Consider the following 13,757-nt stretch of genomic DNA (forward strand, 5'->3'; position numbering starts at 1 on the left):
TTCGCGCTCCGCTAGCATTTAAAGATGTAAGCCTTTCTCGCCGCGGGAAATGCCGGTCGGCCCGGAACGCGCCACTTCGATGATGCTGCCTTCCTCGAAGCCGTGAATGAAGGCATCCAGTTTGTTGGATTGGCCGGTCATTTCGACCACATAGCTGTTCGGCGTCACGTCGATGATCTTGCCGCGGAAAATGTCGACCATGCGTTTTACTTCCTCGCGGGTGTCGTGCGTGGTTTTGATCTTGACCAGCATCAATTCGCGCTCGATATGGGCCGACTCGGCCAGATCGATCAATTTGACCACATCAATCAGTTTGTTCAATTGCTTGGTGATCTGCTCGATGATCTCTTCGCTGCCGCTGGTGACCAGGGTCATCCGCGACAGACTGGGATCTTCGGTCGGGGCGACGGTCAGCGATTCGATGTTGTAGCCGCGCGCCGAGAACAGGCCGGCCACCCGCGACAGGGCGCCGGATTCGTTTTCAATCAAAATGGAGATGATATGGCGCATCAGGACAACTCCCTCTCGACCGGGGTGCCGGGCGCGACGCGCAATTTCATGTCGTGGTGAGCTTTGCCGGCTTCAATCATCGGGTATACGTTTTCGGTTCTATCGGTAATGAAATCGAGGAACACAGTTCTGTCCTTCATTTCGAATGCTTGTTTCAAGGCGTCGCGCACTTCTTCCGGTTTTTCGACGCGGATGCCGACATGGCCGTAGGCCTCCGACAGCTTGACGAAATCCGGGATCGTGTCCATGTACGAGTGCGAGTAACGGCTTTGGTAGGAAAATTCCTGCCACTGGCGAACCATGCCCATGTAACGGTTGTTCAGGTTGATGATCTTGACCGGTGTTTTGTATTGCAACGCGGTCGACAGTTCCTGAATACACATCTGGATGCTGGCCTCGCCGGTGATGCAGGCTACGTCGGAATCCGGAAATGCCAGTTTGACGCCGATTGCCGCTGGTAAGCCGAAGCCCATTGTGCCCAGGCCGCCGGAGTTGATCCAGCGCCGCGGTTTGTCGAACTTGTAATACTGCGCTGCGTACATTTGATGCTGGCCGACGTCCGAAGTCACGAACGCTTCGCCGTTGGTGACTTCATACAGTTGTTCAACGACGTATTGCGGCTTGATGATCCGGCTTTCGCGGTCGTATTCCAGACAATTGACGTCGCGCCAGCTTTGGATTAATTGCCACCAGGATTCCAGCGCCGCTTTTGACGGCTTGGTTTTGCTGTCCTTGATCAGTTCGATCATTTGCTGCAACACCGGTTTGACTTCGCCGACGATCGGTACGTCCACTTTCACGGTTTTTGAGATCGAGGCTGGATCGACGTCGATGTGGATGATCTTGGCATAGGGGCAGAACTCGGCCAGTTTGCCGGTGACACGGTCGTCGAAGCGGGCACCGACCGCCAAAATCACGTCGGCTTCGTGCATGCCCATATTGGCTTCATAGGTACCGTGCATGCCGAGCATGCCGACGAATTGCTTGTCGGTGGCCGGATAGGCGCCCAAGCCCATCAGCGTGTTGGTGATCGGATAACCCAGCATCCGGGTCAATTCGGTCAGTTCATCATGGGCTTCGCCCAAGATGACGCCGCCGCCGGAATAAATCATCGGCCGTTGCGCACCCAACAGCATTTCCACGGCGCGTTTGATCTGACCCTTGTGGCCAGTTACCACCGGGTTGTAAGAGCGCATACTGACTTTTTTCGGATATTTGTAAGGTATCTTAATATTGGGATCAGTGATGTCCTTGGGTACGTCGACCAGAACCGGTCCGGGACGGCCGGTGGTTGCCACGTAAAACGCTTTCTTGATCGTTTCGGCCAGATCGTTGACGTCCTTGACCAGGAAGTTGTGTTTGACGCAGGGGCGGGTGATACCGACCGTATCGACTTCCTGAAACGCGTCGCTGCCGATTACCGGCGACGTCACCTGGCCGGAAATGATCACCATCGGGATCGAATCCATATAGGCTGTCGCGATCCCGGTTACGGCGTTGGTCGCACCCGGGCCCGAGGTGACCAGCACCACGCCTGGTTTGCCGGTCGCGCGCGCATAGGCATCGGCCGAATGGGTGGCGCCTTGCTCATGCCGCACCAGAATATGTTTAACGTCGTCTTGATGGAAAATGGCATCGTAGATGTGCAAGACAGAGCCACCCGGATAGCCAAATACAAATTCGACACCTTCATCTTTAAGACATTGGACAAGAATTTGTCCGCCACTGAGTTCCAATTTTATGCCCTCGAAAAGCTAACCAAAGCGTGAAATGCGGATTTTACAAAAAAGGTTGGATAAGCTACTGTCTTTGGCCGGTTTCGTCAAGGAAAACCAAGGGTTTTGCTTGGTTTCGCGGTAAGCAGCGACAGGTTTTGAAGAGGAGGGATGTTTTGCGGGCGCAATTTGTTGATGTTTGGCATGCCGAGTTGAGGGGGCTGGATTCTAAGGCCTTAACCTTTTGGGATGCCTTATTGTCGGATCAGGAGCGACAGCGGAGCCAAGAGTATAAACGCCCGGAGCGGCGCCAGGGCTTTGTTGCGGTGCGGGGCTTGTTGCGTTGCACATTGGCCGGGTATTTGGATGTTGAGCCGCGGGAATTGGTGTTCGAGTCGGGCGAGTACGGCAAGCCGGCGTTAGTGGGGGCAAGGCTGCATTTTAATATTTCTCATTCCGGAGATCATTTGCTGATTGCGGTGTCCGATCTCGGCGAGTTGGGGGTTGATGTTGAGAGTCTGCGAGTCGGGCGAAATCTGCATGCGCTCGCCGGGCGTTGTTTCTCGGTGCGGGAATATCGGGAGTGGGCGGCGTTGCCGACCGAGCAGCAATTGCCGACTTTTTACCGTCTCTGGGTCAAGAAGGAGGCGTTTGTTAAGGCGGTCGGGCGTGGGATTGCGGCAGGTTTGGACTTGTGCGAGTTTGCGCTGGAAGCGGGCGGACAGCTTGTTGCGATTCCTGGCGAATTCGGGGTTGTCGACGCTTGGTCGGTGGTCGAGTTACCGGTTGCCAATGCTGCTGCGGCGTTGGTGGCGCCGAACAAGTCCAGTATGTTCCGCTTTCGCGAGTTGGGGCTGGGGGTTTGACGAGGCCTATGCGGCAGTCGAAAAAAAAGCCGCTGATGTGCGGCTTTTTGTGATCGATCGTTTCTTAACGTTTCGAGTATTGCGGACGCTTTCTGGCGCCGTGCAAACCGATTTTTTTACGCTCGACTTCGCGGGCATCGCGAGTTACATAACCGGCTTTTCTCAGTGGAGAACGCAGAGACTCATCGTAGGCCATCAGCGCGCGGGTCAGGCCGTGGCGAATCGCGCCGGCCTGGCCGGACGGGCCGCCGCCGGAAACGATGATGTTGATATCGAAATCGCCGGATTTCGCCAGCAGTTCCAGAGGTTGTCTGGCGATCATTTCATCGGTTTTGCGGCCGAAGTATTGGTCTACAGGGCGGTTGTTGATGATGAACTTGCCTGTGCCGACCGTTGCGTAGACACGAGCCACCGAGCTTTTGCGGCGACCTGTTCCGTAGTATTGAGCTGCCATAAACTATCTACCTGCTTAGAATTCTAAAACTTTAGGTTGTTGAGACTGGTGATTGTGCTCCGGACCGGCATACACTTTCAATTTTTTAAACATCGCCCGGCCGAGTGGATTTTTAGGCAGCATGCCCTGCACTGCGGTGGTGATGATGCGGTCGGGGAAGGTTTGTCTCAGTTTGCCCAAAGAAGCAGATTTCATGTTGCCGACATAACCGGTGTGGCGGTAATACATTTTGTCTTTTTCTTTGTTGCCGGTAACGCCGATTTTTTCGGCATTGACGACGATGATGTAATCGCCGGTATCAACGTGCGGGGTGTATTCGGGTTTATGTTTGCCGCGAAGACGTCGTGCAATTTCAGTAGCAAGGCGACCCAATGTCTTTCCTTCTGCATCAATCACGTACCAATCGCGCTTAACTTCTGCGGGCTTTGCACTAAATGTTTTCATCGTTGCTTTCTTAAAATCGGTTGAAGCTGTAAAAGCATGGCATTCTACTTAAACCGCCCGCTAACTTCAAGTTGCAATTACAGCTTGATTTTCAGCGAATGCAGTTTCCGGTACAAATGGGTGCGTTCCATGCCGATAGCGGCAGCTAACTTGGCGACGCTGCCGCCGTTTTTTTCGAAATGGTATTCCAAATAGGATTTTTCGAAATGGTCGCGGGCCTCTTTCAGCGGCAGGTTGAAAAACTCCGGCACGTTCAAGCCCAGTTTGGGTTGCTCGGCAATCGAGCCTAAGGCTGCTTTGACTTCGTCCAACTCGATGTCGTCGCCGGCGCCCAGAATCATCAACCGCTGCACCAGATTGCGCAACTCGCGGACATTGCCGGGCCAACTGTAGTTGCGCAGATAATTCTGCGCCGCCATCGAAAAACGGCGGAATGGCAGTTTTTCGTGCACGACGAAATGGTCGACGTAAAAATTCAGCAGACTCGGTACGTCCTCGCTGTGCTCGCGCAGCGGCGGAATCTCCAAGGTCACCACATTCAACAGATAGTACAAATCCTGACGGAAGCGGCCGTTGTTGACTTCTTCCTCCAGTGCCATTCGGGTCGAGGCGACCACGCGCACGTCGACCCGCACGGCCTGGCTGCCGCCGACCCGCAGGAATGAACTGGATTCCAAGGCGCTGAGCAATCGGGTCTGGGTCTCCGGGTCCATGCCGCCGATTTCGCCCAGGAACAGCGTGCCGCGGTCGGCCTGCTCCAGCAGGCCGCGGTAAATCCGGCCGTTGTCTTCGCGGCCGAAAAATTCGACCGCCGCGTTTTCCGGGGAGATACTGCCGACCGAGACGTCGACAAAGGCGCCGTCGCGGCGGGAGCTGTTGTTGTGCAGGTAGCGGGCGTACATCTCCTTGCCGACGCCGGCTTCGCCGACCAGCAGCACGCGGGCGTCGTGTTGCGCCAGACGTTTCAGTTTGTCTTTGGTGCGCTCGACCACGGCGCTTTTGCCGACCGGCTCCACGCCTATCATCAATTGCTGCTTCAGGCCGGCGTTTTCCCGCTGCAAGGAACTGGTCTCCAGGGCGCGCTCGACGATCAACAGCAATTTTGCCATCGACAGCGGTTTTTCCAGAAAATCGTAAGCGCCGAGGCGGGTGGCTTCGACTGCCGACTCGACCGAGCCGTGGCCGGACATCATGATTACCGGACAGAGTGAGCTGTCTTCGCCGACCCATTCCCGCAACAGCGTGATGCCGTCGCTATCGGGCATCCAGATGTCGAGTAGAATCAGATTCGGCTGGCGCTGGTTTTTCAGTTTCTTCGCTTCCGTGGCATTTTCGGCCATCGCGACTTGATAGCCCTCGTCTTCCAAAATCTCCGACACCAGTTCGCGAATATCCTGTTCGTCGTCGACCACCAATATGTAGGGCGCTTGTTTATTCATGCATCGTTCCAAATTCAAAAACCGGTAGCTGGAGCAGAAAGCCAGCGCCGCCATTATATGCCGTATCCACCCAAATCACGCCGCCGTGTTCTTCCACGATTTTTTTGACGATGGCCAGGCCCAAACCAGTACCCTTGGATTTGCTGGTGACGTAGGGTTCGAAAATGGTTTCGATCTGATCCGCATTCAGGCCGCTGCCGTTGTCGTACAAACCGACTTCGACATAATCGGTGTTATTGCGCGTGACTTTGCCGATTTTAATGGCGATATGGCATTTTTCCCCAGTGGCTTCTTGCGCGTTCTTGATCAGGTTATGCAGCACCTGGCGAATGCTGACCGGATCGACTTCGACAATGACGTGCTGGCTGGCGGCGGCCATCGCGAAGCTAATTCCGGACGGCAGGTACAGCGTAGTGATCTGCTGGATCAAATCCACCAGGTTGATTTTTTCGACCTGCTTTTTCGACGGGCGGGCGTACTCGGAGAAGTCGTCGACCATGCGTTTCATCGCTTCCACTTGCTGGACGATGGTGCGGGTGCCGCGTTGCAGAAACTCGGCTGAGCCATCCTGCAGTTCTTTGGACAACTTGTGCTGCAAACGCTCTGCGGACAGTTGGATCGGCGTCAATGGGTTCTTGATTTCGTGGGCCAGACGCCGGGCGACTTCGCCCCAGGCCGCGTTTTTCTGGGCTTGAATCAAATCGGTGACGTCGTCGAACACCACCACGGCGCCGGTGTGGGCGCCGTGTTGCGAAAACAGCGGCGTACCGCGGCACAGTAGCTCTTGGCGGCCGTTGGGGCCGAGAAAGACGATGCGCTGCTCCCAGATGTCATCGGCTTTTTCCAGCAGGCTTTGGATTGCTGTCAACACGTCGGCCAGTTCGGGATGCAGCTCGGCCAAGGCGGGTAGATTCTGGCCGACGAAATGGCTGACCGGGATGTGCAAAATCCGGTAGGCGGCCTGATTCGCAGTGCGGATGAAGTATGCCGCGTCGAAACTGATTACGCCGGCGGTCAGGTTGGCGAGGATGGTTTCCAGGTAGGCGCGCTGATTTTCCACCTCCAGGCCGGCGGCGCGGGTTTCGTCGCGGGAACGGGCGATGCGCCGGGTCATCTGGTTGAACGACTCGACCAGAAAGCCCAGGTCATCCTGGCTCATGACCGGTAATTGCTGCTGGTAGTCGCCGTCGGCGACGGCCTGGGTGCCTTTCACCAATTCCTTGACCGGAGCGACGATGTTGCGGATGCTGATAAAGGCAACCCAGATCGCTGCCAACATGCTTAGCAGCAGCACCAGCAGCAGGATCAACGAGAAGCTGGTTTTTAGTGAGTCGCGCAGGAAGTTCATTTCCTGGTAACGAATGAAGGCGAATTCGATCGAATCAGCCAAATCGGTGACCCGAACCGGGATCGGGTACAGTACTTGTAAAAATCGGCTTTGGTCGGCTTCGATCGCGACGATGATGCGCACCAGCATTTCGTCGTTGTCGCCAGGGTCGAAGGCGAAATATTCTTTGTTCTGCTTCAATTGCAGCCAGATTTGCTCGTCGGGCAGATGCGGCAGAATGTCGCTGGGATTGATGCTGCTCGAGGCCAGAATCCGGCCCTGGTTGGTAAATACCGCAAGTTCCAGCGCGCCCGATTCCCGCCACAACGAACCGACTTCCAATGCAATCAGCGTTTCCGATTTGTGCTGCAATTGCTCGGCCATTTGCTTGGTTTGCTTGATGTGCCAATTCATGCGTTGATTCATCGCCGATTGGCTCAACTCCAGCGCGTCGTCCATGGCGCGGTCGATTTCGACGTTAAACCAACTGTCGATACCTTGGTGCAAGAATTGCACCGAAAAGTAGAACACGATTGCAGCCGGCGCCAGTGCCAGCAACACGAATAGCGAGACCATGCGCGTGGTCAGTTTGGAGCCGGCTTCCTTTTTCTTCAGCTCGCGGACCAGCGAGTAGGCGTTGACGACGACGAGGCCTAGCAGAATGATCGAGCCCAAAGTATTGATGACCAACAGCCAGGAATAAAGCTCGCCGAGTTCCGACGACTCCTGGGTGGCGCTGCTCATCAATTGCAGCGATAGCAGTACGAAACCGAACAGAATGACGATGGACGCGCTGGCCGGCAGCTTCATTTTTGAATAGGCCATAGGCTCCAATGGCTGGAAAGAAACCAGCGGTGATCCAGATACGCTACCGGGCGCAACGGGATCGGCAACGCCTCGCGGTTAAACTCGCTGCGCACCGCCAGTTGGTAGTAGCGGCCGGTTTGCAGCGCGGCGGCCGGGATTGGTTGTTGGTCGCGCACGCTGGCCATGAAATGCAGCGCGGCGCTCAGGGTCAAAAACATCTCGCTGTGGTTTTGAGGGGTTTGCACCGCATATTGGTTCAATAGCGCATGAAATTGCAGCCGGTAGCGCTGCTTGCTGCGGTAGGCCACGCTGTCCCATAGCCAGCCGGGTTCGCGCAATTCCATTACCACGTCCCAGGTCAACGGCACGCCTTTGGCCAGCGCTTCTTTGGCGACCGGACTCAGCCTGTACTCGATCTGGCTGGAGATGGTTGCGGTATCGCCTTCGGTTTGTAGTTCGGCATATTCGATCCGGGCGGCGTAGTCACCTGCCCAGGCCGGTGCTGAACCCAGCGCCAGACATAACGCAAACAGGCCGGGGCTAAACCGATTTGCGCAGCTTGGCATAATAAAAGCCGTCCATTTGCCTTTCCCCGGTCAATATTTGCCGGCCGTGCGGGCGGGGTAGGCCCCAATGCGCGTCTATCGCCAATTCTTCGGCGTCGGCATGGGTAGCCAGAAACGCGGCGATTTGCTGTTCGTTTTCCGCTTTCAGTACCGAACAGGTGGCGTAAAGCAGGATGCCGCCGGGAGTGAGCAGGTGCCATGCAGCCTGCAGGATTCTGGCTTGCGTGGCCAGAAGCGCGGTAATGTCTTCCGGCCTGCGCAGCAATTTGATGTCCGGATGGCGGCGGATCACGCCGAAACCTGAGCAGGGGGCGTCCAGTAGAATTCGCTGAAAGCGGCGTGGTCCGGCCCAATCGGCGGCTTGGCCGGCGTCGGCGACCAATGTTTCGGCCTGCAAATGCAGGCGGGCCAGATTTTCCTCGACCCTTTGCAGGCGCTGGGCGTCGACGTCGATCGCCACCAGTCCGGCCAATGCCGGCTGCCGTTCCAGAATCGCTGCGGTCTTGCCGCCTGGTGCCGCGCACATGTCCAATACCCAGTCGCCGGTTTGGGCGTCGAGGAGTTCGGCCGCCAGTTGCGCGGCACCGTCCTGTACAGAGACCTGGCCATCGCTGAAGCCGGGCAATTGCTCGACTGCCACTGCCTGATCCAATCGGATTGCCGTGCCACTGCAATCGACCGGCTGGCCGGCAATGCCCTGCGCGGCCAATTGGTCCAGGTAGGCATCGCGGCCGGTTTGGCGTTGGTTGACTCGCAAAAACATCGGTGCGGCCTGGTCGTTGGCGTGCAGAATTTTTTCGTGGCGGTCCGGCCAGTCGCGGCACAGCGCTTCGATAATCCATTGCGGATGGTTGAGTCGGGCCTGTTGATCACGGTCTGCGGCTTGCAACAAGCTGTCCGCGTCGCGCAAATACTGGCGCAGCACACCGTTAACCAGGCCTCTGGCCCAAGGTTTGTGGCTGGTGGCGGCGACGGTTTCCGAAACGGCGGCGTGCGGTTTGACGCGCATGTGTTGCAGTTGGTAAAGGCCGACCAGCAACAGGGTCTTGATGTCGGCATCTTTAGCTTTTAGCGGCTTGCTCAGCAGTTTGCCTAACGCGAAGTCCAGCGCGTAAAAGTGACGGACTACGCCGTAACACAAGGCTTGAACGAAGGCTCGGTCTTTCGCGTCCTTCAGCTTGGGCAGGCCGTGCTCCAAAGCAGCGGTCAGCGATTGGCCGTCGCCAATGACCTTGGCCAGAATTTGCGCTGCGCAGCCGCGAAGGTTCATGAGCCGAGTACGACGCCGGCGGTCGGATGCGCGTTCAGGAAATCCTTGCCGTTGATGCGCTTGCCGCCCGGTAGTTGCACTTCCAGCAGTCGAAGCATGCCCTCGCCGGTGGCGACATCCAGGGCCTGCGTCGAACTATCTATCGTGCCGGGCGCTGCGGTCGCCGCCTTGTCCAATACTTCGCTGCGCCAGACCCGCAAGGGCTGGCCGTTGAAGGCGGTTTGCGCCACCGGCCAGGCGTTCAGGCCGCGGATTTTCCGGTCCAGTTCGGTCGCCGATTGCCGCCAATCAATTATCGCTTCCTGTTTTTCCAACTTGTGCGCGTAAGTGACCAGGCTCTCGTCCTGCGCTTCGGCTTGTACCGTGCCGTTTTCGATCATATCCACGACTTTCAGCAAAGCGTCGGCACCGAGTTCGGCCAGGTGGTCGTGCAGTTGGCTGGACGTGGCATCGGCGCCGATCGGGCACTCGATTTTATAAAGCATGTCGCCGGCATCGAGTTTTTTTACGACTTTCATGATCGTAACCCCGGTCTTACTGTCGCCGGCCATGACCGCACGATGGATCGGGGCTGCACCGCGCCAGCGCGGCAATAACGAGCCGTGGACGTTGATGCAGCCGAATTTGGGAATGTCCAGCACGGCTTGTGGCAGGATCAGGCCGTAGGCGACGACGACCATCAGGTCCGGTTGCAAATCGGCCAAGGCGTGGATAGCGTCGGCGGTTTTGAAGTTTTCCGGCTGGGCCACCGGGATGCCGGCCGTCAACGCCAAATGTTTGATCGGACTGGCCGTCAATTTACGGCCGCGGCCGGCCGGCCGGTCCGGTTGGGTATAGGCGGCGATAACTTCGTGCGGCGAATCTATCAGGGTTTGCAACGTTGGCACCGCGAATTCCGGGGTGCCGGCAAAAACGATTTTCATGGTTGTCCTTATACGCCCTGTGAGCGGTGGATCTTATCCAGTTTGGATTTTATTCGGTTACGCTTGAATGCCGACAGATAATCGACGAACAGCTTACCTTCCAGATGGTCCATTTCGTGTTGGATGCAAACCGCCAACAAGTCGCGGGCGTCGAGTTCGAAACTGTCGCCGTTACGATCGAGCGCTTTGACTTTGATCTGTTCGGCGCGGCTGACTTTTTCGAAGAAGCCGGGCACGGACAAGCAGCCTTCTTCGGATTCTTCAACGCCGTCGCGTTCGACGATTTGCGGGTTGATCAGGCAGATTGGATTGTCTTTGTTTTCGGAGACATCCATCACGATCACGCGTTTATGGACGTTGACCTGGGTTGCGGCCAAGCCGACGCCCTTGGCCGAATACATGGTTTCGATCATGTCGTCGACCAGTTTTCTGATGCCGTCGTCGACTCGCTCCACCTCGCTGGCGACCGTGCGCAAGCGTTTGTCGGGGAACTCCAAAATCGTAAGAATACTCACGCCTTACTCCGTATTGCTGAAATCAATGTCGGCGATTCTATCCGAAATCAGCCTGGGTTTGCATGCTGCGGCAGGCTGGCGAGCCGCGGCGTACTGCTGGCAATCTGCGTCAATTCATCTAAACTGTGCGGCAAATTCTATTGGCGGCCGGCGGCGATAGCGCCGGCCGGCTCATACTACGCCCGGTTTCGGCTGTTAGAGATCGGATCGAACACGTTACTGGCTTCGGCAGGATAGATATATGTTGCTTCGCACCGCTCTGGGTATTGCATTTTCGTTGTTGGCCGCGGCAACTGCACGCGCCGACGAATTGCAGATCAACCCCAATCATCCCGACCAATACACGGTGGTAAAAGGCGACACGCTGTGGGATATCTCCGGCAAGTTTTTGCAACATCCTTGGCAATGGCCCGAACTCTGGCATAACAATCCGCAAGTTAAAGACCCGCACTGGATTTATCCGGGTGATACTTTGTACTTTTCTTATGTTGACGGCAAACCCAGGTTAAGTTTCGCTCCGGGCGATGCAACTGAAGAAAAACTGTTGCCACGGGTTCGCGAATCTTCGGTCGAACAAGCCATACGGATGGTGCCGAGTGATGCGATTATCCAGTTTCTGAATTCGCCGAAAGTGGTGACGGCCGATGAATTGCATCGTGCGCCCTACGTGATCGGTTTTGTTGGCGAGCATCTGATCGCCGGTGCTGGCGACGGGGTTTACGTGCGGGCGATCGAGGAGCCACAGGGCTTGGGTTATACGATCTACCGGCAGGGCAAACCTTACATCAGCCCGGTTACCAAAGAGATTTTGGGTTACGAGGCGCAGTTCATTGCCGATACCACGTTGCAACAGCCCGGCGATCCGGCGACGCTGCTCATCAATAAATCGGATATGGAGGTTCAGCGCGGCGACCGCTTGATGCTGACGTCCGAAGGCGAATTGGCGTTGAACTACTTCCCGCGGCCGCCGGAAAAACAAATCGTCGGCAGTATTATCCGGGTGATGGGCGGCGTATCCCAGATCGGCCAGCACGACGTGGTGGTGATCGATAAAGGAACGGCCGACGGTATCGAAGTCGGCCATGTGTTCGACGTTTACCGGCGCGGTAACTTCTTGTTGGACCGCTACCAGTCTCCGGAAGGGGTTGCTGTGAAAATGCCGGACGAGCTGGCCGGCGAACTGATGGTGTTCCGGACCTTCGAGCGGGTCAGCTATGCCTTGGTGATGAAAGCGTCGGCCGCGATGCACACCTTGGACCGGGTGCAGACGCCTTGACCTTTACGGTATGGCGCGACCTGATCTTAAGTGCTCCGGGGCGAGCGGCTCGATCGGTTGACTGAATTGGACCTCGCGCGCGATTCCGAGCTGAAATACTGGTTGGCCTTGTTGCGCATGCCGGGCGTCGGCGGCGGAACGATTCAGCGCTTGCTGGAGCATTTTCAACCTGAAGCTATTTTTACTGCCTCCCGCGCCAGCCTTGGCGCTCTCGGAATCAGCGACAAGTTAATCTCCGTGTTGCAAGCGCCCGACTGGCAGGCCGTCGAAACGGATCTGGCTTGGCTGGCACAAACCGGTAACCATGCGTTTACGCTGCGGGATCCGGACTATCCTCCCCAATTGAAAGAAATCGACCGGCCGCCGCCGGTGCTGTTCGTCAAAGGCGATCCGGCCGTATTGGCCGAGCCGCAATTGGCGATCGTCGGCAGTCGCAATCCGTCTCCGGTCGGAGTCAGTACCGCTCTGCAATTTGCCGAAACGCTGGCGGCCGCCGGATTGGTCATCACCAGCGGTTTGGCGTTGGGCATCGATGCCGCCAGCCACCAAGGGGCTTTGAACGCCAACGGCCGTACCGTTGCCGTGGCCGGCACCGGGCTGGATCGGGTATATCCGGCCCGGCACAAGGACTTGGCCACGCAAATCGTCGAGCACGGCGCTTTGGTGTCCGAATTTCCGCCCGGCACCGGCGCCAAGGCCAGTCATTTCCCGCTCAGGAATCGCATCATCAGCGGCCTATGCCTGGGCTTGCTGGTGGTGGAGGCGGCGCAGCAGAGCGGGTCGCTGATCACGGCGCGGCTGGCGCTGGAGCAGAATCGGGAGGTGTTTGCGATTCCGGGTTCGATCCATAACCCGCTGGCACGCGGCTGCAATGCCCTGATTCGGCAAGGTGCGAAACTGGTGGAGACCGTCGAGGATATTTTTGAAGAATTAGGCCAATATAATCAACAAAGTATGCGAACCGAGCCGGAATCGGCGCAGACTGTGCTTGACCTGGAACAACAAAATCTATTGAATTTGATTCCGTATAGCCCCACAACGGTAGATGCTTTGGTGCACGCAGGTACTTGGACGGTCGAAGAGGTCTCCTCGATGTTGCTGGTGTTGGAGCTGCAGGGCTACGTGGCCGGTATCGCCGGCGGTAGCTACCTTCGAATCAAATAAAGGTTCTAATGAAAGAAGATATTTTTGATGTGCTGATATATCTGTTTGAAAACTATCTGGATGGCGACAGCGATAACTACCCCGATACTTCAATCATTGCCAGCGAATTGTTGGATGCCGGTTTTCAGCAGCCGGACGTCAATAAAGCCTTCGATTGGCTGGAGTCGCTCGCGGAAATGGACAGCATATCGCCGGCGATTTCGTCGTCTTTCCGGATTTTTAGCCAGCAGGAAAACGCTGTTTTCGATTTGGAATGCCGTGACTTTCTGATGTACTTGGAACACGCCGGCATTCTGACTCCGGGCAACCGCGAGATTGCCATCGACCGGGCGATGGCCTTGAAAGACGAAAATATCACCCTAGACAAATTGAAGTGGATCGTGTTGATGGTGCTATTGAGCCAACCCGGTGACAGTGCCGCTTTTTCCAGAATGGAAGACATCGTCTACGATTTGATACCTAGTTCTTTACACTGAGGCTT

The 13,757-nt window shown here is 56.6% G+C and carries 14 protein-coding genes; 4 read left to right on the forward strand and 10 right to left on the reverse strand.

Annotated features, from left to right (window positions below; all coding sequences use genetic code 11):
• Positions 1 to 18: 18 nt before the first annotated feature.
• Together ilvN and C2U68_RS14225 are read right to left on the reverse strand one after the other, a co-directional pair.
• Complete coding sequence (gene ilvN, locus C2U68_RS14220) at positions 19 to 510, reverse strand: acetolactate synthase small subunit (protein ID WP_140913127.1); 492 nt, start codon at positions 508 to 510, stop codon at positions 19 to 21.
• Positions 510 to 2,246, reverse strand: coding sequence for an acetolactate synthase 3 large subunit (locus C2U68_RS14225; RefSeq protein WP_140913128.1), 1,737 nt, complete (start codon positions 2,244 to 2,246; stop codon positions 510 to 512). The genes ilvN and C2U68_RS14225 overlap by 1 nt, the downstream gene beginning before the upstream one ends.
• Positions 2,247 to 2,401: 155 nt before the next feature.
• Between C2U68_RS14225 and C2U68_RS14230 the strand changes: the two genes are divergently transcribed.
• On the forward strand, positions 2,402 to 3,091 hold the full coding sequence (locus tag C2U68_RS14230; RefSeq protein ID WP_260839363.1) for a 4'-phosphopantetheinyl transferase superfamily protein: 690 nt from the start codon (positions 2,402 to 2,404) through the stop codon (positions 3,089 to 3,091).
• Positions 3,092 to 3,155: 64 nt separating this feature from the next.
• Here C2U68_RS14230 and rpsI read toward each other — a convergent pair whose 3' ends face one another.
• The 8 genes from rpsI to def all read right to left on the reverse strand — a co-directional run bounded on the left by rpsI (position 3,156) and on the right by def (position 10,836).
• Positions 3,156 to 3,545 carry a 30S ribosomal protein S9 gene (gene rpsI, locus C2U68_RS14235; protein WP_140913130.1) on the reverse strand — a complete coding sequence of 130 codons (390 nt, stop codon included), beginning with the start codon at positions 3,543 to 3,545 and terminating at the stop codon, positions 3,156 to 3,158.
• Positions 3,546 to 3,560: 15 nt separating this feature from the next.
• On the reverse strand, positions 3,561 to 3,989 hold the full coding sequence (gene rplM, locus C2U68_RS14240) for a 50S ribosomal protein L13 (RefSeq protein ID WP_054759837.1): 429 nt from the start codon (positions 3,987 to 3,989) through the stop codon (positions 3,561 to 3,563).
• Between the two features lie 77 nt (positions 3,990 to 4,066).
• Entirely contained in the window at positions 4,067 to 5,428 is a 1,362-nt protein-coding gene (locus C2U68_RS14245) for a sigma-54-dependent transcriptional regulator (protein ID WP_140913131.1), read from the reverse strand.
• Positions 5,421 to 7,580 carry a sensor histidine kinase gene (locus tag C2U68_RS14250; RefSeq protein WP_140913132.1) on the reverse strand — a complete coding sequence of 720 codons (2,160 nt, stop codon included), beginning with the start codon at positions 7,578 to 7,580 and terminating at the stop codon, positions 5,421 to 5,423. Before C2U68_RS14250 ends, C2U68_RS14245 begins: the two co-directional genes overlap by 8 nt.
• Entirely contained in the window at positions 7,562 to 8,128 is a 567-nt protein-coding gene (locus C2U68_RS14255; RefSeq protein WP_140913133.1) for a DUF4390 domain-containing protein, read from the reverse strand. The genes C2U68_RS14250 and C2U68_RS14255 overlap by 19 nt, the downstream gene beginning before the upstream one ends.
• Entirely contained in the window at positions 8,103 to 9,398 is a 1,296-nt protein-coding gene (gene rsmB / locus C2U68_RS14260) for a 16S rRNA (cytosine(967)-C(5))-methyltransferase RsmB (protein WP_140913134.1), read from the reverse strand. The genes C2U68_RS14255 and rsmB overlap by 26 nt, the downstream gene beginning before the upstream one ends.
• Complete coding sequence (fmt, locus tag C2U68_RS14265) at positions 9,395 to 10,321, reverse strand: methionyl-tRNA formyltransferase (protein ID WP_140913135.1); 927 nt, start codon at positions 10,319 to 10,321, stop codon at positions 9,395 to 9,397. The genes rsmB and fmt overlap by 4 nt, the downstream gene beginning before the upstream one ends.
• 8 nt (positions 10,322 to 10,329) lie before the next feature.
• On the reverse strand, positions 10,330 to 10,836 hold the full coding sequence (def, locus tag C2U68_RS14270; protein WP_140913136.1) for a peptide deformylase: 507 nt from the start codon (positions 10,834 to 10,836) through the stop codon (positions 10,330 to 10,332).
• 241 nt (positions 10,837 to 11,077) lie between these two features.
• Between def and C2U68_RS14275 the strand changes: the two genes are divergently transcribed.
• The 3 genes from C2U68_RS14275 (at position 11,078) to C2U68_RS14285 (ending at position 13,752) form a co-directional block, all read left to right on the forward strand.
• A complete protein-coding gene (locus C2U68_RS14275; protein ID WP_140913137.1) occupies positions 11,078 to 12,112 on the forward strand; it encodes a LysM peptidoglycan-binding domain-containing protein in 1,035 nt (344 codons plus the stop codon).
• Positions 12,113 to 12,229: 117 nt separating this feature from the next.
• Entirely contained in the window at positions 12,230 to 13,276 is a 1,047-nt protein-coding gene (gene dprA / locus C2U68_RS14280; RefSeq protein WP_140913163.1) for a DNA-processing protein DprA, read from the forward strand.
• A gap of 8 nt (positions 13,277 to 13,284) precedes the next feature.
• A complete protein-coding gene (locus C2U68_RS14285; protein ID WP_140913138.1) occupies positions 13,285 to 13,752 on the forward strand; it encodes a DUF494 family protein in 468 nt (155 codons plus the stop codon).
• The last annotated feature ends 5 nt before the right edge of the window (positions 13,753 to 13,757 follow it).

Source organism: Methylomonas koyamae (genome assembly GCF_006483455.1).
Taxonomy (GTDB): Bacteria; Pseudomonadota; Gammaproteobacteria; order Methylococcales; family Methylomonadaceae; genus Methylomonas; species Methylomonas koyamae_B.